This is a genomic window from Arcobacter acticola, assembly GCF_013177675.1.
Lineage (GTDB): Bacteria > Campylobacterota > Campylobacteria > Campylobacterales > Arcobacteraceae > Aliarcobacter > Aliarcobacter acticola.
Map to the genome: position 1 here is coordinate 1,119,229 of NZ_CP042652.1, position 25,350 is coordinate 1,144,578.

The 25,350-nt window shown below is 26.2% G+C and carries 18 protein-coding genes and 1 pseudogene; 7 read left to right on the forward strand and 12 right to left on the reverse strand.

From position 1 onward, the window contains the following. Nucleotides 1-88: 88 nt before the first annotated feature. The 7 genes and pseudogenes from AACT_RS05860 to abc-f form a co-directional block, all read right to left on the reverse strand. Nucleotides 89-973 carry a hypothetical protein gene (locus tag AACT_RS05860; RefSeq protein ID WP_172125861.1) on the reverse strand — a complete coding sequence of 295 codons (885 nt, stop codon included), beginning with the start codon at nucleotides 971-973 and terminating at the stop codon, nucleotides 89-91. A gap of 6 nt (nucleotides 974-979) precedes the next feature. After that, nucleotides 980-1,144: pseudogene (locus AACT_RS05865) on the reverse strand (diguanylate cyclase domain-containing protein); the annotation flags it as partial. A 40-nt stretch (nucleotides 1,145-1,184) separates the two neighbouring features. Next, nucleotides 1,185-2,786, reverse strand: a complete 1,602-nt coding sequence (locus AACT_RS05870; RefSeq protein WP_172124149.1) for an IS1634 family transposase — start codon at nucleotides 2,784-2,786, stop codon at nucleotides 1,185-1,187. An 88-nt stretch (nucleotides 2,787-2,874) separates the two neighbouring features. Continuing rightward, complete coding sequence (locus tag AACT_RS05875) at nucleotides 2,875-3,429, reverse strand: hypothetical protein (RefSeq protein WP_172125863.1); 555 nt, start codon at nucleotides 3,427-3,429, stop codon at nucleotides 2,875-2,877. Between the two features lie 6 nt (nucleotides 3,430-3,435). Further along, nucleotides 3,436-4,563 (reverse strand): GGDEF domain-containing protein, encoded by a 1,128-nt coding sequence (locus AACT_RS05880; protein ID WP_172125865.1) that lies wholly within the window; start codon nucleotides 4,561-4,563, stop codon nucleotides 3,436-3,438. Between the two features lie 25 nt (nucleotides 4,564-4,588). Next, entirely contained in the window at nucleotides 4,589-5,032 is a 444-nt protein-coding gene (locus AACT_RS05885) for a GatB/YqeY domain-containing protein (protein WP_172125867.1), read from the reverse strand. Between the two features lie 43 nt (nucleotides 5,033-5,075). Continuing rightward, a complete protein-coding gene (abc-f, locus tag AACT_RS05890; protein WP_172128563.1) occupies nucleotides 5,076-7,025 on the reverse strand; it encodes a ribosomal protection-like ABC-F family protein in 1,950 nt (649 codons plus the stop codon). A 492-nt stretch (nucleotides 7,026-7,517) separates the two neighbouring features. Between abc-f and AACT_RS05895 the strand changes: the two genes are divergently transcribed. From AACT_RS05895 to AACT_RS05915, 5 genes are all read left to right on the forward strand, one after another. Next, on the forward strand, nucleotides 7,518-8,486 hold the full coding sequence (locus tag AACT_RS05895) for a helix-turn-helix transcriptional regulator (protein WP_172125868.1): 969 nt from the start codon (nucleotides 7,518-7,520) through the stop codon (nucleotides 8,484-8,486). 15 nt (nucleotides 8,487-8,501) lie between these two features. Continuing rightward, nucleotides 8,502-11,183 carry an ATP-dependent DNA helicase gene (locus AACT_RS05900; RefSeq protein ID WP_172125870.1) on the forward strand — a complete coding sequence of 894 codons (2,682 nt, stop codon included), beginning with the start codon at nucleotides 8,502-8,504 and terminating at the stop codon, nucleotides 11,181-11,183. Then, complete coding sequence (locus tag AACT_RS05905; RefSeq protein ID WP_172125872.1) at nucleotides 11,180-13,495, forward strand: tetratricopeptide repeat protein; 2,316 nt, start codon at nucleotides 11,180-11,182, stop codon at nucleotides 13,493-13,495. Before AACT_RS05900 ends, AACT_RS05905 begins: the two co-directional genes overlap by 4 nt. A gap of 221 nt (nucleotides 13,496-13,716) precedes the next feature. Then, nucleotides 13,717-14,067: a hypothetical protein gene (locus AACT_RS05910; protein ID WP_172125874.1), complete on the forward strand. Its 351-nt coding sequence runs from the start codon at nucleotides 13,717-13,719 to the stop codon at nucleotides 14,065-14,067. Beyond that, the gene (locus tag AACT_RS05915) at nucleotides 14,067-14,411 is read left to right on the forward strand and encodes a hypothetical protein (RefSeq protein WP_172125876.1); all 345 of its coding nucleotides are present in this window, start codon (nucleotides 14,067-14,069) and stop codon (nucleotides 14,409-14,411) included. The genes AACT_RS05910 and AACT_RS05915 overlap by 1 nt, the downstream gene beginning before the upstream one ends. A 329-nt stretch (nucleotides 14,412-14,740) precedes the next feature. Here the strand turns inward: AACT_RS05915 and AACT_RS05920 are convergent, their stop codons facing one another. The 5 genes from AACT_RS05920 to AACT_RS15680 form a co-directional block, all read right to left on the reverse strand. Then, the gene (locus tag AACT_RS05920; RefSeq protein ID WP_172125878.1) at nucleotides 14,741-16,771 is read right to left on the reverse strand and encodes a site-specific integrase; all 2,031 of its coding nucleotides are present in this window, start codon (nucleotides 16,769-16,771) and stop codon (nucleotides 14,741-14,743) included. Between the two features lie 464 nt (nucleotides 16,772-17,235). Continuing rightward, on the reverse strand, nucleotides 17,236-18,540 hold the full coding sequence (locus tag AACT_RS05925) for an IS1380 family transposase (RefSeq protein ID WP_172125880.1): 1,305 nt from the start codon (nucleotides 18,538-18,540) through the stop codon (nucleotides 17,236-17,238). Between the two features lie 134 nt (nucleotides 18,541-18,674). Then, on the reverse strand, nucleotides 18,675-21,107 hold the full coding sequence (locus tag AACT_RS05930; protein ID WP_172125882.1) for a FecR family protein: 2,433 nt from the start codon (nucleotides 21,105-21,107) through the stop codon (nucleotides 18,675-18,677). Between the two features lie 24 nt (nucleotides 21,108-21,131). Next, nucleotides 21,132-21,689, reverse strand: coding sequence for a hypothetical protein (locus AACT_RS05935; RefSeq protein WP_172125884.1), 558 nt, complete (start codon nucleotides 21,687-21,689; stop codon nucleotides 21,132-21,134). A 116-nt stretch (nucleotides 21,690-21,805) separates the two neighbouring features. Next, complete coding sequence (locus AACT_RS15680) at nucleotides 21,806-22,750, reverse strand: tetratricopeptide repeat protein (protein ID WP_346726261.1); 945 nt, start codon at nucleotides 22,748-22,750, stop codon at nucleotides 21,806-21,808. A gap of 160 nt (nucleotides 22,751-22,910) precedes the next feature. Between AACT_RS15680 and AACT_RS05945 the strand changes: the two genes are divergently transcribed. Together AACT_RS05945 and AACT_RS05950 are read left to right on the forward strand one after the other, a co-directional pair. After that, on the forward strand, nucleotides 22,911-24,221 hold the full coding sequence (locus AACT_RS05945; RefSeq protein ID WP_172125888.1) for a hypothetical protein: 1,311 nt from the start codon (nucleotides 22,911-22,913) through the stop codon (nucleotides 24,219-24,221). After that, on the forward strand, nucleotides 24,215-25,348 hold the full coding sequence (locus AACT_RS05950) for a FecR family protein (protein ID WP_172125890.1): 1,134 nt from the start codon (nucleotides 24,215-24,217) through the stop codon (nucleotides 25,346-25,348). The genes AACT_RS05945 and AACT_RS05950 overlap by 7 nt, the downstream gene beginning before the upstream one ends. Nucleotides 25,349-25,350: the final 2 nt, after the last annotated feature.

The following is a 25,350-nucleotide window of genomic DNA, read 5'->3' on the forward strand; positions in this document are numbered from 1 at the left end:
AAATAGTATTTTAGGAAATATTTTATAAGCTAGCGTAATCATCGTTAGAAAGATATAATTTAATCACAAATAAATAAAGAAAGATTCTTTATTTACTTGCTTGATTTTCACTAGATAGTTTTCTTAATACAATAGAAGAACCAGTACAAGTGCAAGTATTATCTACCATTTCAGATGTTTCACCAATCTTAGAAACAATTTGCCATTTAGTATCTGTAGCTTCTTTTAATGTTGTGAATCCAGTACTTCTTTTATTGATACTTTTACATTTAGTAGAACAAAGTGTATCTACTCCTGTTTGTTTCCACGTATCAAAGAATGTCATTGTTGTTTGATCTTTTTTATCAAATAAAAGTCTAGTTTTTTGTTCTCTAGCTCTTTGTCTTTTTTCAATTTCTTCTCTTTCTTTTTTCCCATCTTCAAAACTTTCTTGACTTGGAGGTGTCGCTTGAAATTTTGGATTTGGTACTGAAGTGGGTGTTGAATCTACTGTTGTTTCTAAACTTGATTCAAATTCCATATCATTTTGTTTGTCTAAGTACTCTTTTTTTACTTTTTCATCTACACTAATAGAGAAATAACTATTAGTATTTTGACTTGCAATATGAGCAATAAAATAAGGTGCCTTATCTACTTCACAAATATAAGCTTTATTATTAGCATAAGCATTTACATAACTTCTATTAATAAAATGATCTATATAAACTAACTTACCCTTTTTATCTGAACAAAGTTTTCCGAATTTTAATAATAAGTCATTTCGATTTTGTTCTTGTGTAAATTTGTTTCTATATAGTTTTTGTCTAGAATCATATTCAAAAACTTTTGCATCATTTAGTACATTGTTGATATTTTCAACTTTTGGCTTTTCAACTTTTTTTACATTTTTAGGTGATTTATTTGCACATGCTGTAAATAATACAGCTGCTGCTGCGATAAACAATACTATTTTTAAAAATTTATTTATTTTCATTTTAGGTTAAATTTCCATCCCATTTTCTAAAGTTATTTTATTTCTTCCATTTTCTTTTGCTTGGTATAAAAGCATATCCGCTTTTTGTAGCGTATTTTCATATGAGTCATAACTACCTCTTAACGCAACACCTGCACTAAAAGTAACTTTTATTTTTTGACCTTTATATAAAAAGCTATTTTCCTGACTTTCTCATATGGACACACACTTTTTAACTATTTTTAATTGCATTATAAACTTGTTGTTGAATTTCATCAAATTTCAAGTAGACTAATTTTCCATTTGTTCTAAGTGCAAACATATGTTTAATTATATCTCTTAAAAGTTTTTGTGAGAATTTAAATTTAATATTATTTTCTTTAAGTTTTGAATCAAACTCTTTATAAATTGAGTATGATACAAATGAAATAAGAATATGAGCCTTTATTCTGGTTTCTAGCCTATGGTATATGGGTCTGATTTTAAGATCAGTTTTTGATATTCTAAATGCTTGTTCTACTGCATATTGATTATTATAGTGTTCTATAATTTCACTTGGTGTTAGTGTAAAATCATTTGTAATAAAACCTTTTATACCATCTAATTTTGAATCATTATCAACTTTTTGATTATTGATATTAAAAGTGATATCACATTTATGATCATCGATGTTAAGATATTTAGCATAGTATGATAGTTTTAAATCTTTTTTTGTGATAGATTTTGAGAATTCAATTTTTTTCTTTAATCTTTCAAGTGCTTTATCTCTATTATGTTTATCTTTCTTAGCTCTTGCCGTTGAATATGAAAGAACTAACCTTTGATTGATATTTATGGATTGTTTATTGTCATTCTCATCAGTATATGGTATATCTTTATTAAATTTAAGTGTATGAGTTACTCCATCATTTAAAAATATCAAGTTTGATATTTGCTCTTTTAAATCATTTGATATATTTTTTATTTTGGCTGCAAGGATATATTTATATCCATTATTTTCAAGATATACTAGATTATTATTGTTTAGCATTCCTCTATCAGCTACAACTACAGGTTTATTTTTTAATTGAAATTTATTTTGAAACTTTTTAAGTACATCAACTAAAGTATGTCCCTCATATTTATTACCCTCATAAACCTCAAAGCTTAATGGATATCCTTGTAGTGTTGTAAACAATCCCAGTTGTATCTGAGGACGTGCTAATTTACCCTCTTTACTAAATCCAATACGTCTAAGATCGTCTTCACTCTCAGATTCAAAGTACAGGGTTGTAACATCATAAAATGTAAATGCAATAGTTTGGTTCATTTTTGCATAAGTATGATCAAATACACATTTTTCAATTTGTAGTTTTAAATTCTCTTCATAAAGTGTATCTAAAAATCTATAGATAGCATTTTTATCTACACTCTCTTTTTTAAAATATTCAAGATAATCAATCAAATATAATTTACTACCAGGATACAGTAATCTTGATACAACAAGATTTTTAAACATCTGAAGTCTTTTACAATCCAAATCTACACTAGAACATCCCAATCGTTCAAATAATTTTCCATAGATTAATTCATCACCTATTGGTATTAAATCATTATTTCCAAGTTCTATGAATATTAACTCTTCATTTTTATTTTCATCAAATAAAGTAGGATACATTTGTTGACGCAGTTCTTCTAAACGTTTATTTGCAACATCTAAATAAATTTGTAAATCTAAATCATTTTTTACACAAGCAATAGTTTCTATAACCTTATATTTCCTATGAACTCTATCGATAATCTGAATACTGATTGTTCCACTACTATTTTTCTTCTGTCTAATATGTAAACTCATACTAAAATTGTAGCAGGTTTTAGACTATAGGACACACACTTTTATGAATTTTATAGTCTATAAAGCCCTTTAATAAGGGATATCACTTTTAGAAAAATTGATTTTTGATAAAAATGAGAAAGTCAGGTGGATTTGGTACTGAAGTGGGTGTTGAATCTACTGTTGTTTCTAAACTTGATTCAAATTCCATATCATTTTGTTTGTCTAAGTACTCTTTTTTTACTTTTTCATCTACACTAATAGAGAAATAACTATTAGTATTTTGACTTGCAATATGAGCAATAAAATAAGGTGCCTTATCTACTTCACAAATATAAGCTTTATTATTAGCATAAGCATTTACATAACTTCTATTAATAAAATGATCTATATAAACTAACTTACCCTTTTTATCTGAACAAAGTTTTCCGAATTTTAATAATAAGTCATTTCGATTTTGTTCTTGTGTAAATTTGTTTCTATATAGTTTTTGTCTAGAATCATATTCAAAAACTTTTGCATCATTTAGTACATTGTTGATATTTTCAACTTTTGGCTTTTCAACTTTTTTTACATTTTTAGGTGATTTATTTGCACATGCTGTAAATAATACAGCTGCTGCTGCGATAAACAATACTATTTTTAAAAATTTATTTATTTTCATTTTAGGTTAAATTTCCATCCCATTTTCTAAAGTTATTTTATTTCTTCCATTTTCTTTTGCTTGGTATAAAAGCATATCCGCTTTTTGTAGCGTATTTTCATATGAGTCATAACTACCTCTTAACGCAACACCTGCACTAAAAGTAACTTTTATTTTTTGACCTTTATATAAAAAGCTATTTTCAGTAACTATTGTTTTAATGCGTTTTAAGAACTGTAAAAGCTCCCTATTTAGATTAAAATGAATAATTGCAACAAATTCTTCTCCACCGTATCTTCCAACGATATCATGGTCTCTAATACTTTTATTTAATATCTTCCCAAAAGTTGATAAAACAACATCTCCACACTCATGTCCATAAGTATCATTTATTTTTTTAAAATGATCTAAATCAAAAAAAACAACAGCATATTGAGTATTTATTCTTACATAAGAACTTTCTATTCTTACTACTTCATCTGTAAAAGATTTTCTTGTTAAAAGACCGGTTAATGGATCTTTCATGTTTTCTATTTTTGTTTTATTTAATTCTTCTTCTAATGTTGTTATTTTTTCTTCTAATTCTTGAACTTTTGTCTTACCAGTTTCTAGTTTGCTAGTAACCGTATTCATCTCTTTTTCAATAGAAATAGCAGCAGTAACTAATTCATTTTGAAGTTTAGTCAGTTCTTCTAATCCATTGTCTCTTATATTTATTGATTCTATTCTTTCTTTTATGTTTAGAACAACTTTAGAACCAGAACCATTGCTTGAAATAGCATCATTTAAATATTCTTCCATAAGTAATACAAGTTTAGAAATATCAGAAGTTCTTTCTATTACAACTTTTTTATCTCTTTCAAATCTTTTATTTATAAATTCTTCAATTTTATCCTGAATTTCTTTTTTAAATAAAAGATTTACATCTTTTTCTATTTGTGTAAAGAGTTCATCAATTTCATCATTTGTTTTAGAACAAATTGAAGGAAGAACAGATTTTTTTATTAAAGAAGCCAATGTTTGAACATTTTGTGGATTTACTCTTTTTAGTAAAAGAGGTATTAACTTCAAAGGAGTATCAATGGCATTTGTATTTACAAACTCTTTTTCTTTTGTTGTTAATTGTTCTATAATGTCTTTAATATTTTCAATCATAATTAATTCCCTACACTATTAATTTTTATGCTAAAAGCTTTTTAACCATTTCATTTATTCTTTTTCCATCTGCAACACCTGCAAATTTTTTGCTTGCTGCTCCCATTACTTTTCCTATGTCTTTCATAGTTGTTGCCGCCGTTTGTGCTATGATTTCTTTCATTCCTGCTTCTAGTTCTTCATCACTTGCTTGTGCTGGAAGATATAACATAAAAACATCTATTTGTTCTTGCTCTTTTGCTACTAAATCATCTCTTGAAGCAGCAGAATATTGAGCTATTGCTTCTTCTCTTTGTTTGATACCTTTTTGGATTAACTTAATAACATCTTCATCATTAAGCTCTTTTCTCTCATCAACTTCAATTTGTTTAATCATTGTATTAATAGCTCTAATTGAGTCTCTTTTAACAACTTCTTTTTCTCTCATTGCAGTTTTTAAATCTTCTTTTAATTGCTCTTTTAAGCTCATATAAAATCCTTGTATTTATAATTAATTGGGTGATTATATCTATTTAAGAATTAAAGCTTTCTATTAACTCTTCTAACTCTAAAAATCTTTCAACTTTTGCTTCATAAATTTCTTTTGTTTCATCTAATTCTTTTGACATAGCAACAATTCCTTTTTGCTCATAGCACTTGGGATCCATTAAACAAGCATTTATTTCTTCTAGTTTTAGCTCTAGTTTTTCTAATTCTTCAGGTAACATATCATATTCTCTTTGGTCTTTATATGATAGTTTAGTTTGTTTTTTTACTGTTTGTACTACTTTTTGAGAGCTTGTTTCTTTTTCAATCTCTTTTTCAAATGATTCTAAATCTTTTATCTCTTTTTCTATTTCTAGGTATTCAGTATATGGTTGATGACTTTCCATAATTTGGGCATTTCCTTGGAATACAAAAAGTTTTTTAGCAATTTTATCTACAAAATATCTATCGTGAGATACAAATATTAATGCACCTTGAAAGTTTTGTAAATACTCTTCTAAAATATTAATTGTAGGAATATCCAAGTCATTTGTAGGTTCATCAAGAATCAAACAATCAACTTTTCTAGTAAAAAGTAGGGCAAGGGCAACTCTATTTTTTTCACCACCACTTAATGTTCCAACTTTTTTATCAAGATATTCTCTAGGAAATAAGAAATTCTTTAGATATCCAAAAACATGCATGTTTCTTCCATCATCTAAAATAACCCTGTCTCCACCATTTGGACAAAAAGTTTCTAAAAGATTTCTTTCATCATCTAAACTATCTCTTTGTTGGTCAAAATAGCCAATATCAAAATCACCTTTTTTAAATGCTCCACTATCAACTGTCATCTTTTCCATGAATATTTTTAGAAGTGTTGATTTTCCACTTCCATTAGGACCCACTATTGCAATAGTGTCTTTTTGTAAAATTCTAGTTGTAAAATTTTCAATAAGCTTTTTATCCCCAAGAGTTTTACAAATATCATCTAACTCATAAAGCATTTTCTTTTTATTTTTTTGATTATCATCAGTATTAAATGATTTTTGTTCCCTTTGTAACTCTAAACTCATTTTTCTAATTTGCGCAGGATTACTTCTAGCTTGTTTTTTTAAGTCAAAATACTCTGATTTTCTTCTTTCATTTCTTTTTCTTCTAGCAGTTACTCCTCGTTGCATCCAATGGGCTTCTCGTTTTACAAGTCTTAGAAGATTTTCATGGTCTTTTTGCATATTTTCTAGAAGCTGAGCTTTTTGTTCTAGATAAGAAGAGTATCCACCATTAAACTTTCTTAATACACCACCTTCAACTTCAACAACTGATGTTGCAATATTATCTATAAAGTATCTATCATGTGAGATGAAAAGCAGGGTGAAATTGTTTTTTAAAAGTAGTTGCTCTAAAAACTCAACCATATAAACATCAAGATGATTTGTAGGCTCATCTAAAAGTAAAACATCAGGTTTTTTAAGCAAAAGTCCAGCAAGACTAACACGACGCTGTTCCCCTCCACTTAGAAGATTTACATCTTTAAATTCATACTGTTTTAATTGAAATTCAACTAAAACACGCTCAATCATATTGTCTAAATCCCAAGCATTATGAAATTCTAAATAAGAAGCTAATTCACTTTGTTTTCGTATTAGTTCTTCATCTTCATAATTTGTTAACAATTTGTTCGTTATTGATTCATACTCATTTTTAGCAGATTTTAACTCAGCTAATTGCTCTTCAATTGCATCTCTTACAAGAAGATTTGCTTTAAATTTTGGTTGTTGATCTAGCATCTCAATTTTAAGAGATTTATCAATAGCCATTTCCCCGCTATCAGGTTCTGTGTCTTTCATAATTATTTTAAAAAGTGTAGATTTTCCTTGACCATTTTGTCCAATAACAGCAATTCTTTGCCCATGGTTTAAAGTAAAATTTGCATCTTTTAAAATAATCTTTGTATCGTATTGTTTTGAAATGTTTTGTAAGTCGATAAGAGCCATGGCTTCTCCTGATCCCATAAATAGGGGCTTGTAGTTTAAAATGTATAGATATGTTTTAACTAAAAGAAAGATAAATCATATCGTATAGTTGTATTATATGACATAATATATCTTATTTTAGAGAAACTATGTCCCATAATAGTATATCTATACATAAAATATATTGGTCTTATTCTTAATAAAGTGGCAATAGTATCGTTTTTTAGGTGATAATTGACTTAATGTTTAATATCTAATTAGAAGTCAATACAATGTGATATTATTTAAAATATAGAGCAAATGAAACAATAGAGTTTTTAAAGCAACTAAAAAATGTATCAATTATAGAAATAGAAAATGATGAATTAAAAAGTTTTGAACATTTAAGTATGAAAAAATCTTTTAATTTATTAAATAATAGAATAAAATCAATAATTTAAATAATATAGACAAAATATGTCTAAACTATCTTATACTATACAAATTGAAAAATAACAGTAATAAAGGCAATAAATGTCAACAACAAATCAAACAGCTAGAGTTCTTGAATTAATTAAAAGATTTAATAATGGTCAAAAAATATCTATAGAAGCATTATCAAATGAAGATTTATGGTTTGGAAAATCTGAAAAAACTATTAGAAGAGATTTAGATGTTATTAAAGAGTATTTTCCTGATAGTTATGAACTTGTAAAAGGTGAAAAAGGTTGTTATAAAGCAATTACTAAAAATGCTTTTGATAATTTTATAAATGCTGAATTTATGTCTTTGATGGTTCAAATGTTTAATCTTGCAAATAAAAGTGATTTGTTCGATAATTTTGATTTAAGTGAAGATGATAAAAAAATCTTAGAATCAAAAATAAAAGACGCTAAGAAATATTATGAATTTAAAAATAAACCTTTTGAAAATTTTAAAAGTGATAATGTTTTATTAAAAGAGTTAGAAAGTAAAATTAAACATCAGAAATATATAAACATTCAATATGAAATAAATGAAAAAATCAATAAATTTGAAGTAAAACCATATAAAATAGTTTTTATTAATGAAAATTTCTACTTGGCTTGTGAAATAGAACATGAGATATTAGAATTTGCAATGTATAGATTATCAAAAATTAAAAGTATTGAAGATACTTCTAAAACATTTCATAAAAATATAGAAATAGAAGATTTTATTAAAGATATGCAAACACCTTTTTCAATTTATAGAAGAGATTACAAAAAACATCTAATAACTGTAGTTTTAGAAGTTGATAAATCAAAAGCTTTTTATTTTGAATCAAAGAAATATTTAAAATCACAAGAAATATTAGAAAAAAAAGATAATGGAAACTTACTAATTAAATATAAAATTACTCAAGAAATGGAAATAGAAGAATTAATTAAAAAATGGATACCATTTATTAAAATAATAAAACCACTATCTTTAAAAGAAAAAATAGTGAATGATTTAAGAAACTATTTATTAAATAATATATAAGGTATAGGTCATTTAATGAAATCATTAAATTTTGAAATATTAAGAGCCAACTGGTCAAATTTAGCTACTTATTGTACATATGCGGAAAACTATTTATATTCTGATCCTCAAAGCTCAGTTTTAAAATTAAGATGTTTTATAGAGGAATTAGTAAATTATTTATATAAAGAATTAGATTTAAATCTTGATACAAATTGGGATTTGTTTAAAGCTTTAAAGAATGAATTATTTGAAAATACCATAGATTCAAATATAGTAAAGAAAATGCATGCAATTAGAATAAAAGCAAATAAAGCCATACATAAAAATCATATTTCATTAGATGATGCAAAATGGCTTTTAGAAGAGGCTTTTAACATATCTAATTGGTTTTATTGTACATATGCTAATGAAATTTTTCAGATAAATACTTTTGTTTTACCAAAACCAATTGAAGATAACATTAACCATTTAGAAGAAACTATAAGAGAATTAGAAAGAATTATTGATACTAAAAACACGAACAAGATAATAGAACAATTTGGAAATTCTGAAAAAATAAATTTATTTAAAAATAAAAATATTGAAATTTCTCAAAATTTAGGTCTTAATTCTCTTGAAGTTGATAAGCGAATTACAATAAATGAAATTTTTTCTTCTTATAAATTAAATGATGGACAAATGAATTTAGTTAATAATTTAGAAGATTTTTTAGATAAAAAAGATTTTAATATTTTTCTATTAAAAGGGTATGCGGGAACAGGAAAAACATTCATTGCTAAGGGATTAACAGAATACTTAACTACTATAAGAAGAAAATTTATTCTGGCTGCTCCTACTGGAAAAGCTGCAAAAGTTATAAAAGAAAAAACTAAAAATGAAGCATTTACTATTCATAAAACTATTTACTCTTATAATGATTTAAAAGAATATAAAGTTGAAAATGATGGCACTGAAACATTTAAATTTTATTTTGATTTGAATGATAATACACACGATGCAAATACTGTTTATATTATTGATGAAGCATCTATGATTGGAAATGTAAATCAAGAAGGTGAATTTTTTAGATTTGGTTCGGGTAAATTATTGTCAGATTTAATGAAATATATTCACATTGACCAGAATGACCACAACAAAAAAATTATATTTATTGGCGATAATGCACAATTACCACCTATTGGAATGAATTTCTCTCCTGCACTTAGTTCAGAGTATTTTGAAAAAGAATTCAACTTAAAATGTAAATCATTTGAATTAACAGAAGTTATGAGACAAAGTTCTAAAAGTGGGATTGTGGAAAACTCTCTTATAATAAGGGAATCAATAAGAAAAAATACTTTTAATCAATTAGATATTAACTTAGTTTTTGAAGATCTTATGCATGTGGAACATAATGATGTACTCTCTCAATATATAAAATCATGTGATGAAAAAATAAATGCTAAATCAATCATTATTGCACATTCAAATGCTGTTGTTGATGAATATAATTCACAAGTAAGAAAGCATTTCTTCCCAAATCAAAATTTTATAACTGTTGGTGATAAAGTGATGGCAGTAGCAAATAATGGTAATTATCCAATTTTTATTTATAATGGTGACTTTGGACTTATAAAAGAAGTCGATACAGATATTATAAAAAGAGAAGTATTTATTAAAGAAAGAATAAATGAAAAACTTTTAACTATGCGATTGCCATTATGGTTTAGAAAAGTTAAAATTGGATTTAAAAATATTGAAAATAATAAATCTTGTTTCTTTGAGTGTTTAATATTTGAAAATCTTTTATATAGAGATTTCGTTTATCAAGATGAAATAAATAAATATGAATTAAAAGAACAAGATATTGCAAGACTTGAAACGGTTGCGTTATATGTTGATTTTGTAAATCGTGCAAGAGAAAAAGGTTTGAAGCCAAATACAGCAGAATTTAAACAAACTATTAAAACAGATATATTTTTCAATGCTTTAAAAATCAAATTTGGCTATGCACTTACTTGTCATAAAGCACAAGGGAGTGAATGGGATAATGTTTTTGTAAATTGTAAAACACATCAAAATGTTTTGACAAAAGATTATTTTAGATGGTTTTATACTGCTATAACAAGAGCTTCTAAAAAGCTTTATTTAATGGATGAACCTCATGTAACTATTATGAATGGATTTGAAAATCTTCAACCTCTAAGCAAAAATATTATTAAATTTATAGAAGAAAAAGTAGCAGAAGTTTGTGAAATATTAGGTATTAATATTGATAATATTCAACATCCTCAATATCATGAAATTTATACATTTAGTCAGAATGAAAAAACTCAAAGAATTCAAATTTATTATAATGGGCAAAATAAAATTACAAGAATTAGTTCTATTGATAATGATGTGTTAATTAATTTAATTGATAAGCTTAAAGAGTCACTTCTTGATTTAGTGATTTATGGTGATAATCATCACAATATAAATTCAAATTTTACTTTTACGGAAACTTTTCTAGAAGAATTTTATAAAGCTCTTAAAGAAAAGATGGAAAGAAAAGAAATTTTAATAATTAATATTAAACATATAAGTTATTGTGAAAGATATACATTTAAAAAAGAAGAAAAAATAGCAGTAATTGATTTTTGGTACAATGGAAAAAAACAATTCAAAAAAGCTCCTCAAGCTCAAAAAGATTGTAGTATAGAATTAGTTAATGAAATTTATGAGGCTTTAAAATGAATGAAGAATATACAACTAAAGAAATTTTTGAATTAAGAAAAAATAAACGATTAAGTGATGCGTATAAAATTGCTTTACAATTATTTAATAAAGATCCAAATGATGAATGGACTCAAAAAGCCTATGCTTGGGTTTTAATCGATATTATAAAAGTTGAATCTACAAAAAATCCAGATTTAGCAAAAAATTTTTTTAATAAATTAAATGCCATAAACTTTGTAACTATAGATGATATCTTATTTAAGCAAATTGATTTACTAAAACCAAAACTAGATTCTAGTTATGCACAAATACAGCAAGCTGAACAACTAAGTAAAAATGGAAAATACCAAGAATCATTAAATATATTTCAAAAGATTAAGCAATCAGGAAATCTAAGTATTAATAATCATGAATCATATGGTTGGATTTTATATAGGTATGTTAAAGCATTTGGAAATACGCTAACTATTGATGCTTTTAAAAAGATATTGTTTGAATATTTAAATTTAAAAAACGAAAGACCTTCTTTACTTCATTCTATGATATTACAAATAGCAGTTCATTATGCAGCTACTCATAAAGATTTTGATATTTTCAGATTTTTTCAAATATGGAATCCTAAATTTTTACAAATTGATGATTTAAAAAAACAATATCATGAAGGGAAAGAGTTTCCTTCTTTAATAACTAGACTTATTAAAGTAATTATTAATAATCAAACTACCTTTGATATTAACTATTTAATTCATGAAATAGGTAATGAAAACCTTATTATAGAAAGTATTAGAGAAACATTTTTTTGGAAGATATTTCAAGCACATAAAGATAATCAAATAAATTCTTTATGGAGTTCTCTAACCTATTATGTAAAATCTTACTCTAATTTAGGACCATCTCATTGGCACTCTGAAATATTAAAACTTGCAGAAAGATATATGGTTGAAGATAATCAGTGGAGATTTTATGATTTTATCAAAAATTGGAACATTCAGAATTTTACAGATAATGATTGGAAAGAAGAAATCAATGGAGAATATACAAATAAACCACTTGCACTAAAATCTTTAAAAAAACTATTTGAAATTATCAAATCCTCAAATAAAGTTTATGAAGATATTGGCTGGATAATAAATTTGTACCAATATGCTCTAAAAAAACTGGATAATGATATTTGGTTACTTAGAGAATATGCCATATTAATTAATAAAGCAAATAAGATTGATGAAGCAATTAATATCTACAAAAATATTATTTTAGAATTAAGTGATCAATCATATGCCTGGCATGAATTTGCAAATATTATTAAAAGTAAAAATATAGATATGTCCATTTCAATGCTCTGTAAAGCTATCACAATTCAATCTAATGAAGATTTTTTAGGAGAAATTAGACTTGATTTAGCAGAATTATTATTAGAGAATAATCTATTCAATGAAGCACTTATTGAATTAACTAAGTATAAAAAGCATAGGGAAGAGAAAGGTTGGAAAACTCCAGAAAGATTTCAAATACTATTTTCTAAAGTATCAAATATTGAACATTTATCATCAGATAATAAAAGCTTTTATCAATCTTCTAAAGTAATAGCTGAAGGGTATATATTATCAAATATTCCTACTAATACTGTAATTTTAATTGATACTTTTAAAAATAAAGAAGGTAAGGAAATATTAGTATTTACAAATTTTAAAGATATTGAATTTGTTACAAATAGAAAAAAAAATCCATTACTTAATAATGCAAGAAAGAATGATGTTTTTGAAGTTAAATTACGTTATAACAAAGTAAATCAAAGATACTTAGTTCTAAAAATTGATAAATCAATAGTTAATATTGATTCATTAATTGATAATGCATTAGAAGAAATAGCTATTGTTGACCATATAAATAGTCAAAAACAATTATTTCACTATGTTGTTAATTCTAAGCAAGAGGGAATAGTATATTTTGAACAAACAGATTTAAGACCTAATATTGGAGATTTCATAAAAATCAAATATTATATGTCTAATGATAAAAGAAATGGTAAATCTAAAATAAATATTTTAAAAATTAAACTTACAAATGAGACAAAAAGTTCTTTGATAAAAAGTATAGTAGGTAAATTAGAATTAAAATATAAAAATGGGAATTTGACTTATGACTATGATCAAATTATTGATATAGGGAATAATATTGATATAAAGAAACCAGATTTTGCTTTTATTGATGATTATTATGTTCCAGAATATCTACTTGAAAAAAATAATATAACATCAAATATTAATGTAAAAGTTCAAATTCTTTTTAATGGAGAAAAGTGGAAAATATTTAAATTAGAAGTATTATAAAAATTTAAATATAAACTAGAGCGAACGATTCTATCTAAAAACATAGTTTTCGATAAAGAAATTTATAGCTTAAAAATGAGATAAAAGTTTGTTAATTTAAATAAATTTTTTTTGACAAAATATGACCATATAAATAAATATGATTCTATTGCCAAGGGAGAATAGAATCGTATAATCTACGAAATCCATAATTCAAAATTTAAAATAAATCAAGGAAACAAATGAAAAGAAAAATCATAGCAACAACTTTAACTGCGTTGTCGTTGCTAATTTTTTCAGGTTGTTCTTCAAAAGAAGTAACAATTCAAAATAAACAACCAGAAAAATATGAAGTTTTAGGAAAAGCAACAGGAACAGGAAGTGGTTCATTAGCTGCTTTCGGAACAGCATATTATTTTATTCCACTTGGATTAAATGATAGAACTGAAAGAGCTTATGCAGATGCAATAAGAAGTGTTCCAGGTGCGACTGGATTAATCAATGTAACATATAGTGAAGATTGGTTTTGGTGGGTAATTGGAACAAATAGAACAGTAACTGTTACAGGTGATGCAATTAGGGAGATAAAATAATGAAAGTAAGTAATTTATTCAAATTTATATTTTTAACTGTATTTGCAGTTTATTTTACAGGATGCTCAGGGAAACCTGTACCTTTTAATAGTGTTGATCCAAAACTTTATGCTGATAAAAAAGCTGAGGGTAGGACAATATCTTCTGAAGCAAGTGGTTTTCAACTATTGTTATTCTTCCCAATTAGTGTTAATGATAGACATGAACAAGCATATAATGCTTTAAAAGGTCAAGCTAATGGTGATTATATTACAGATATCAAAATTACTGAATCTTGGACTTACGCATTTGTAGGAACTATTTATACTACAAAAATGACGGCTACGGCTTATCCTAAGAAATAAAGAAATTTATAAGGAAAGAAGTTGAAAATACTTCTTTTCTTTAAAAGCTATCACAAGAAGTATTAGTGGATAAATATGGATTAAATAGAACTTATATAAGCTTAGTTGAAAGAAACAAACGAAATAGAAGTTATCTTAGTTAAATTATGTGATGGTTTAAGTTTTAGAATGGTCTCTTTTTTTAACAATTTAAATGCCTATTTTTTCACTTCGTTTGACAGTTTCCAATCTACAAAATAAATTATTGAGAATTTTGAATGGTCTCTATAATGGAAGAAAAAAGTTTAGATTCTTCTTCCTTTTTTTGTTTTTATTCTACTTTCTTTATTTCATTCACCTTGAATAGTTTCTTTTATCCAATATAAATCTTTATTTATTTCACCATAATGTTCTTTAATAATTTGTTTTATATTTGTAAAATCTATGCCTTCATATGATATTGCATTCATTATCTCATAAGCTTTTTGTGGTTCAAGTCTTCCTAAATAATGTTTCGTAACTTTATTGCTTCCTTCATGCTCATGTCCCATAATTCTCAATTTATTTTCATGGGTATCATATTTACTTCGGTTCTCTTCAAATAAAAAGTTTGAAAAGTTTTTTCTAAAACTTCTAAATTGAACATAGTTGTCTAGTAATCTTGAATTTCTATTTTCTCTTGTGTCACAAATTTCAGGGAATAATTTTTGTAAATTTCTTGAAAAAAATGTTCTTGCTGCAGAACCTCCTGTTCTACTAAAATCAAAGAGAGTTTCACAATCTCTATTATGTCTTATTTGAATGTAGTTTAATAGTCCTAAATCAATCATAAGATCTGTAATAGGTATATTTCTGTGAGCATTTTTATTTTTTAAGTGTTGGTATGGCTTATCTTGATTTAGAAAAATATAAAAATATTTTTTTCCATTTATCTCTTGAACTTTAATATCGTCCATAGCTATAAGTAATGCTTCTTCTTGTCTTGTTCCACAAAGTAGAGCAAAAATAAACAGATAAAAGTTTCTAGGTGAATTTATCAGTGTTTTCTTTAAATCTTTTGGTTTATATACAAAAGATATAAATTGATTTATTTCTGATAGTGTAAATGCTCTTAATGTTGGATCTTCTTCACCTAATTCTTCTTTTATATTATTACTTGTATATTCACAGTTCATTATGCTTATTAAATCTCTATCAAGTCCAATATTTTTATGATAAGTACATAAATAATTCCAAAATTGTTTTATATGATTTTCTATAAGAGCTAAAGTATTTGTAGCATATCTTGCTGAGTTTTGTTGTTTTCTTAGTTTTACAAGTTCAAAAATATTAAGATTCTCAAAGACTTTACTTTTTGTTGTTGCTGGTAAATTTATAAGAATTTTTTCTAAATCAGCAAAGTTAGATTCTGTAAGTTCTTGAAGAGTTAGTGTTTTATAATTTCTTCCGTCACCTTGAAGAAAACTTTTAAATAATTTTAAAGATCTCCTATATGCTTTCTCTTTCTTTTGAGTAACTTTTTTAAATGACAAAAATTTATCTATTAAGCTATCAATACATAAAGAAGTATTTAAAATATCTTCTTCTTTTAATGAATTTATGATCATATCAAAAATTTCATGGTTTGATTGATTTATTTTAGTTGATATTGGAAGAGTTCTTTTACTTTTTATAAACTCAATATAATTTGCTTTTGGTTCATTTCTTTTAATGATTTCAATTACTTCATAATAGGCATTGGTAATCTTTTCTTGAATACTTTTATTTAGATCTATTATAAGAGAAGAGAATTGTTCAATGTTGTTTGCTATATAGATTTTTATGTCATTTTCAAGAATAGTTTTTTCTGTTTCAATAAGCATGGTATAAAATGAAATCATTTGACTAGGTTTAATAGTTAATAATTGTTCTTTTGTAATATTACTTCTTTTTAATATCTCATGTCCAATTTCAAAAATTTCTTCTTGTTTTGGATTTTGAAGATTATTAAAATTTAAAATCCTTTTATAAGTAATTGCAAGTGTTTGAAATTTGTTGTTAAAAGGATTTGTTTCAATTAATCTATTTTGCTTTTTTATATCAACATTTTCAAAATTTTCTTTTTTATAAATATCAAATATTTCATAGAGGTATTCTATAAGATTTTCAACTGAAAGTTTAGACCTCGTGTGTGACAATAATAGATTTAGTCTTTCATTAATAAAGTTTGAAAGTTGTGTGAGTTGTAATTTGTTATTTTCTATCAAAAAATAGTATGTACCACTTAGTCTTCTTAGGGACATTCTAAAGTTAAAATATTGATTATTATCCTTTAGATATTTAGGGTGAATTAGCTTTCTAAAATAGAAAGTACCTTTTGTATAATAGTAATATTTACTCATTTTTATTCCTTTTTAGTGGAATAAGAATTTGTTTGAAAATGTATCGTACTTATGATACAAAATTTGATTAAATTAGAAAATAGACCTGTTTATATAAAAACATTTGAAGCTGTAAGCCCTATATATAGGGGCTTAGAAGAGCAAATTAATAGACATGTTTTGTAAGTCTATTAGTGCCATAAATAGTGTAGTTCCTATGATTGTATATTAGTATTTAGTCTAACATACAATCACTTAAATATTGAGCCCAAATAAATCCATAGTACAATTTCTGCTCTTTACTTGTAAAAAAATATCAATTTTTTCAGAATAAAAATACTAAATTAGGCTATAAAATTATACTTCACATTTTTTGACTCCAATTTTAATGAGATATTGGTACTTTTTGCGAGATTTACAGTTTTTCAGGCGATAGTATCCTGTTGTTATTTTATTGAAAAATAGGATTTCTAAGTTTTTAGCTGTCATTGTAAGCTCTCTTCATAAGCTCTGTATCTGATGTTTTGTAACAATTCTTTAAACTGTTCATTAACTTTTAGAGTTATCTCTCTGGCATGTGAAACTACTTTACCTGCGATATTATAAAGCTTGTATCTGATTGTTTTTACTGTATGTTTTTGCATATTAGAGTCTAAAATCTGTTTGAATAGTAAAAACAGATTATATGCTAAAGTACCAATGGCAAAGTAAAAGGCATTTGCTTGTGTGTTGGATGTTGGAAGATAACTCATATTAAAGCCATTCTTTAACTCTTTAATCTTGTTCTCACTTGTTTCACCACGTTGACGATGAAGTTTAATAATCTCTTCAGAGCTTAAATCATTATCATTTGTAGCAATACAGTAATAAATCTCATCTTGATATTGCATCATCACTTCATCCGATATATACTCCTCCATTGTCGGAAGAATCGGTGTTATATCTTTTTTAATTACTATCATCCGAAAAGCATTATCTGTATCTTGCATTGTATGTGTAAACTCTGAAACTTTCTCTCTTTTGGAAAAAAATTGCCATGTATCATCTTTAATATCTTTGATTGAATCAAATACATTCTTGTTCTTTTTAGCTGTTACAGTAAAAAGAATATTTTCTTTATCGCAGTGGTTAAAAATAGCAGCTTGATACGAAGCACTATCAGCACGAAACCTATCAAACTTTACTCCGATTGGAAGTTGTCCTTGGCACTGCTTGATAAACTCTAAGTTTTTGCTTGCAGGTGCCTCATTACCCTCTTTGAAATCAACATCAATTACATATCCGCCATTAATATGTCCAACCATAGGCATATAACCAGGTGCATTTTTATAAGACCACTTTGCAGTATTTTTATGTGCTTCAATAAATGTAGCATCTATGTCTAAGATAAGCTCTTCACTTTTGATACTTTTTAGAAATCTTTTTAAGAACTGTTTGTTGATCTTTCTTATTCCATCTTCCCCGATAGTCTTATGCTTATGAAGATATTTTGTGAACGCTGATGCTGTTGGAATATTATCCATTTTTAGAAGTGTTGAGAGTGCTGTATCTAATCGTATCTCTTTAATATCATCAAGAACTCTACCCCCACTGTGAAGCATTAGAATCAATGGATAAATAAATTCAAACGGAGTATATCCGTTTGGATGTTTAGCTAAAGGAAGGTTTGTATTGCAAAGACTCTCAAGGTTTATACCTTTGAGATACTCCCCAAATATTGCTACACCTGTTCTAGGAGTTAATTTTTCGTTTGTGGATTGTAGTTTGAAATTTAAGATAGTCTGTGCCATAATCTAATCCTGAGTTAGAAAAAGTTACACCCAGTAGGTGAAAGTTTTAGGTGTAACTTTTTCGCTTTAAAGTACCTAATTATAGAGCAAGTCGGCTTGTTGTCTAATTTAGTATGGAATTATTAGGGTTGAGCTTATTGTTTTGTCGTGTCGAAACTTCCATTTATTTGGACATTATCAGATGATTGCATAATTACTTTACCTTGGGCTATATCTGCCTCGCTTCCATAAAATGTTCCAGAGTTCTGACCTCCTATAGTAGTTCCTGTTGGAGAAATATCAAAGGTAGAATTTGATTTATTTATATCTCCATCAAAAGTTAAAGTTCTTGATGTTCCATCTCCCACATCTTTTAAGTTAATTGCTCCATTTGATATTTGATTGCTTGCTGAACCAAAATCTACGTCCATTGATATTGATGTATTAGTTGGAATTTGAACTTTTTCACTATTTATATTTAATAAATATTGTTTTCCTGAATCATAAGCATAATTATTAAAGTTTCCTTTATATGTTGCAATTGAATTATTGTTATCAAAATATGATTCAGGTGTTATATCATCTATTGTAATAAATTCTTCATCTTCAAAGCTTTCTTTATTTGCTTCGAATTCACCTTTAATTTGAATACTATTAGCTGATTTTAAATCAACTTCTCCTTTCATGGCTTGGGCTTCATCTCCATATAAATAAGCTGATCCATCTCCTGTTGTGCCGTTAGTTCCATTTATTTCTAATTCACCTTTTTTAGCATTTTTAATATTTCCATTAAATTCAAAAGTAGTATCATAATAAGCTAAAGGAGTATTTGTTACTTTGATTTTACCATTTGAAATTTGATCTTTTGAAGCACCAAAATCTATATCCATTGAGATTGTTGTACTTTGCGGTATTTTTATAGGTATATATGCTTTTTTTAGGTATTGATTTTCAGAGTCATATTCAGCATTATTAAAATTACCTGTATATTTTGCCACTGAATTATTATTTTCAATATAAGTTTCAGGGGTTATTTGAAAAAGACTTACAGTTTTTGTTAATAGTTCTTCAAGAGCTACTTGCTCAGCGGCAATTCTTGCGGCTTCTGCATCAGCTGCTGCTTGTGCTGCTGTTGCTTGTTCAGCAGCAATTCTTGCGGCTTCTGCATCAGCTGCTGCTTGAATAGCAGCTTCATCTGCAGCTATTTGAGCTGCAGCAGCTTGAGCTGCCGCTAAATCAGCTGCCGCTTTTTCTTCTGCTGTTTGAGCAGCAGCTTGAGCAGCTGCAGCATCATTTAATGCTTGTTGTGCAGCTGCTTGCTCTGCTGCAATTCTTGTTGCTTCAGCATCGGCAGCCGCTTGTGCTGCTGCTGCTTCTTCAGCTGCAGTTTTTGCATCCGCTGCATCCGCTGCTGCTTGAGCTATAATTGCATTCGCTGCTGCTTGAGCTGCAATTTTTTCTTGAGCTGCTAATTGTGCTGCAGCATCAGCAGCTGCATCGGCAGTAGCTTGAGCAGCTTGAGCTGCATCAGCAGCAGCTTGTTCGGCCGCAGTGTCAGCCGCTGCTTGGGCTGCTTGCTCCGCTGCAATTCTTGCGGCTTCTGCGTCAGCCGCTGCTTGGGTCGCTTGCTCCGCTGCAATTCTTGCTGCTTCCGCATCTGCCGCTGCTTGGGTCGCTTGCTCCGCTGCAATTCTTGCTGCTTCCGCATCTGCCGCTGCTTGGGCTGCTTGCTCCGCTGCAATTCTTGCTTGTTCCGCGTCAGCCGCAGCCTGAGTTACAATTTTTGCTGCTGCGTCAGCTGCTGCTTGATCTGATGATTCTGTTTCAGTTGCTGCAATTTTTGCTGTTTGATTATCATTGTTATTTGATTCATTTGTTGTGGTAGTTTGTGCTACTTCACTTTGATTAGTATTTATAGTTGTATCCTCTGTTGTCTCAGAAGAATTTGAAATAGTATCTGTAGCTAGATTATTTTGAATAGTTATGGTGTTATTAATTATTTTCAAATCATTTGGTTTGATTTTTTTTACATCAATTTTTGTATTAGTAGAATCAAGAGATACAAATTCTCCTGAATTTACAAAAGAGCTTTCTTTTGATGTTAGATTAGTAACTAAAATTTTACCTTCTGTACAAAAAATTTGTTCATTATCTTTTGAGAGATTCATAACAATTTGAGTTCCTCTAATTCCTATTGAAGCACTTTTTGTTTCTAAGTTAAATTTTTCTGGAGCTAATTTACCAATTTTTCCTGTAATGGTTCTGAATGTTCCTTTGAACATATCAAATTTTGCTTCGAATTTTTGATTTTTCTCATCATAAAGATAGTCATTTACTTGAAAAGAAGAATTTTCACCAATAGAAATAATAGTTTCATCCTTAAAAAGTAATTGAACTTTTGTATTATCCTTAGTAATAATTACATCTTGTTTTTCAATAATTGAATTTCCATCTAGTTTTATAGTTGTATCATTACGAACGATTGATGCGTCACCTTTTAATGCTACAACCTTTGCAACATTAGCAAAAAGTGAAGAAGTAAATAGTAATAAAGTTATTAATATAAATTTTTTAATTGAAGTAGCCATAAATAGTTCCTTTATAAGATTATTTTACCAAGAAAAAGCTTTTAAGTATTTTAAACTAATTATTTTTTCATCATAAACATAAGCATCTTGATTTGAATTATTTTTATAATAAGATGTACTAATATTTAAAATACTTGTTTTATCAAAATCATGCATTAATGAAAGATCAATTAAATGACTTTCATCTTTTCTTTTTGAATTAAAAAAAAGATTTGAATATTTGTATTTACTATAATCTAATTGATAATTTAGATTTATTTTATTATTTTCAGTGATCTTATAAAAAAGATTTATTCCATTTCCTATTGTATATTTATCTATATCAGTTCTTAAATCATTTATGCTCATGTTTTTGTATATATTTGTATAGTAATTCATATTTTCAAATAAATTTATTTTTGTAAAAAACTGAATTTTTTCAAAATTTTTGTCTTCATCTATATTTTTATCATATATGATTTTTTGATACTTTACATAAGTATTTATATCTTTTGTAGAAAATTTTGGAGAAATAGAATACGCAGAAAAATCTTCTTTATTTCCTCTATTTATCTTATCAGCTGATAATTCTAATGAATACATATGTTTACTGTTTGCATCAAAATAATCTAAAGAAGGTTGATATGAAAAAACAGTTATATTTTGATCTTTTTCATTTAAAAAACTTTTATTATAAGCAAGAATAGTATTTTGAATTCTTACAGGTTGTTTTTTAAATAGTTAAAAAAACTTAAATTTAACATTTCTGAGTGGGCACTATCGGCTATTGGTTTTTCACCTTGGACTAAAATATCATTAAGCCCAGGTAATCTGTATTCAGATGAGTTTAAACCATTGTTCACATTTGAACTTCTACTAAGACCAAGCATAACTTTTGCAACAACTTTTTTCTTTTCATCTTTTTTATTTAAAATATTTAGATATTTTTTTATTTCTTCTTTTGTTTCTATTGTTATTTCTGATTCTAGAAGTTTTTCAAACTCTTTTTTTGATTCTTCATTTTGTTTTAATTTATATAATATTCTTGCATAATCATATCTTGCTTGGTTAAAATCTGGTTTTTGTATTAAAACTCTTTCAAAAGCTGCAGTTGCCTCATCATATTTTTCTAAGTTAAAGGCACTTTTCCCAAGAAAATAGTTTATATTTATATTGTAATTATTTTCTAGAAATAGTTCATAGAACATATCATATGCTTTTTGATATTGTTTTGTGTTGTACATGGTTGCTGCAGTAATATATTTGTTTGAATCTTCTATTGAATGTGAATATTCTTCTAAATAGTTTTCTTCTTCTTTTGGTTTATTTTCTTTTACTTTTACAATATCATATGTTGGTTCAAGGTCATATCTTTTTATATAACTATTTTTATATGTTGTTTGTGTTGATAAAATATTTTGTAGTTCTTTTGCTTTTTCTATATTTTCTATATTTCTAATTATTACACTAAAATTAGGTTTTTCATGGGTTCTTATAAGTAAATCTTCATTTGGAAATATTTTTTCTAACTCAAAATAATATTTCTTTGCAACATCAGTATATTTTGTTGAAGAGATATATAAAGTGTATGTTTGTGCATTTAAACAAACTGTTAATAAAAGTAGAATAGTAAATTTAATAATCGTAATAACCTTGTAAATAATGAATTATTGACCATTATAACTAAAAGAAGTTAAAATAATTATTTTTTACCATTTATAAATATTATAATATTTCTTAAGAATATCATTTAATTACATTTATACAGATAATACTTTTATTTAAATTAATATTATTATATAATAATGTAAACGAGGAGAGTAAGTGAAATATAATTTTTTAATAATACTATTTTTAACAAATCTGTATGCAAATGATATTATAAACACAACTAAAAATTTAGAGCTAGTTAATTTAGACCCTGCTAAAGACTTCTATTATAAAAAAGATTATATTAATGCATATACTCACTTTAATAATCTATTTCTTAATAATCTTGAAAATTCTGAAATAAACTATTATTTAGCAAAAAGTGCCATTAAATTAGAAAAATATGGTTTGGCAAATGCTGCTTTTGATAGAATTTTAATAAATGATCCTACTAATCATATTATTAGATTTGAACAAGCAAAACTTTTTTATATTGTAAAAAATAAAGAGATGGCAATTTATAATATGAAAAAATTATTAGAAGAAAATATTTCAGATAATCTAAGAAAAGAGATTAATGCATATTTAAATATTATTAAAAACAATGAAAAATCATATACATTAGAAGCGGTTTTTTTACTTTCTTTAAATAGAACTGATAATGCAAACAATGCTCCAAATAGTAAATATATCTTGCCTGACTTTACTTATTTAGGAGAGCAGGGCGATTCAAAAGTTATGGATACTTATCATACTCAATTAGTAAATCTTACTCTTACTAATCGCTTTGAAAATTATGATTTTTTTAGAATAAAAAATAGTATTACATATTTTAATAGAACATTTATGAATGAAAAAACTGAAAATTTTGAGTTATATTCTTATAAACCAAGTTTTCAAATAGTTAATAAAAATTCTTTATTTTTTATGGGACCTTCCTTTGATAGATATCAACCAGGGAATACTAATTCACAAGATTACTTTGATGCTGTAGGATTAGAAATGGGATATTTCTTTGATAGGTATGCTTTTGATTCAAGTGCATATAGATTTTTTTATAGGGATGATTCTTTTGATGAGAAAAACTATACAAAATATCAAGCTAGATTTAGAACATTTGATATTTTAGGCTTTGATTATTCACTTAAATTTTATAAAGATCTTGCTTTTACATCTGAGAGAGCCGATATTGATAAAATATCTTTAGAAAATATTTTATCTTATGATATAAATATTCAAAATGATTTATCAGTAGAACCTAGCTTTAAATATAAATTAACTAATTATGATGATGAAAGTTTTGCTTTTAATAGTAGAAGAAAAGACTCACTAAAAGAATATAAAATTGAATTAAAAAAAGATTTAAAATCATTTGGATTTTTAAATCTTTATATTTCTTATGAAGATAATGACTCAAATCATGCTTTATATGATACAAATACAAGAAATATTGGTCTAACTTACATAAAGGGATTTAAATGGTAAAAAGAATAATAATATTAAATAAAAGTCTATTTCTATTAATGTTTTTATCAACTACAGTTTTTGCACAAATAGGTCAAGTAGTAGCTTTAAAAGGTGATGTAAAACTTGAAAGAGAATCTAAAATACAAGAATTACTATTAAAAGATAAAGTCTTAGAAAATGATCAAATTACAACTTTAAATGATTCTCGAACTCAACTTTTGTTAAATGATGAAACAGTGATTACAGTAGGAGAAAATTCAATATTTAAAATGGATGAATATTTACTAAATGAAGAAAAGGACTCTACTTTAAAGATGAATTTTTTAAATGGAACGTTTAAAGTTATCACTGGAAAAATAGGAAAACTAAATCCTGATAGTTTTAAAATTCAAACAAAAACTGCATCTATAGGAATAAGAGGAACAGAGATTTTACTTCAATTAGAAGCCCAAAAAGAAAGAATTATGTGTACTCAAGGAACAATTATTGTTACCATAAATGAAACAAATAATACAACTATTTTAAATGTTGGTGAATCTCTAGTTATAAATTTAACTACAAATAAAGTTAGTATAGAAAAAAATGATACACAAAATATTAATGAAGTAACATCATCTCTTTATACTAACAAAGTTGATAGAAAATATGATCAATTGTTAGAAAAAAAGAATTTAGAAGATGATACATCATCAGTTGTTGACCCAATTGTCCAAAAAACAATAAGTGATTCTGTAAATAATGCTTTTAGTACATCGCATATTGTAAATTATTCAGCAACGACATTAAGTGGAAAAATTGATGAAAAAACAAATGGTTTAAGCTCTTTTGATACTTCAAATGCATCTTTTGATTTATCTATAGATTTTGGAAAAGCAAGGGATAATAGTCCTGTTACTGGAGAAATTGAAATAACCACAGGAAATAACAATAAAAGCTATAATAAATTTATAACTGGAAATATTGATAACTCAAATAAAATTAATTTATTCTATAAGATAAGTGGAACAACAGATCCTAAAAATGTAACTGGAAATTTAGAATTTGTGGATAAAGATTTAAATATTAAAGGTAGTGATTTAAGTTTAGAAACATTTAGTCAGAAAGAAGCAATAACAATAGATGAAGTTGAATTTAAAGCTAAGTAAAA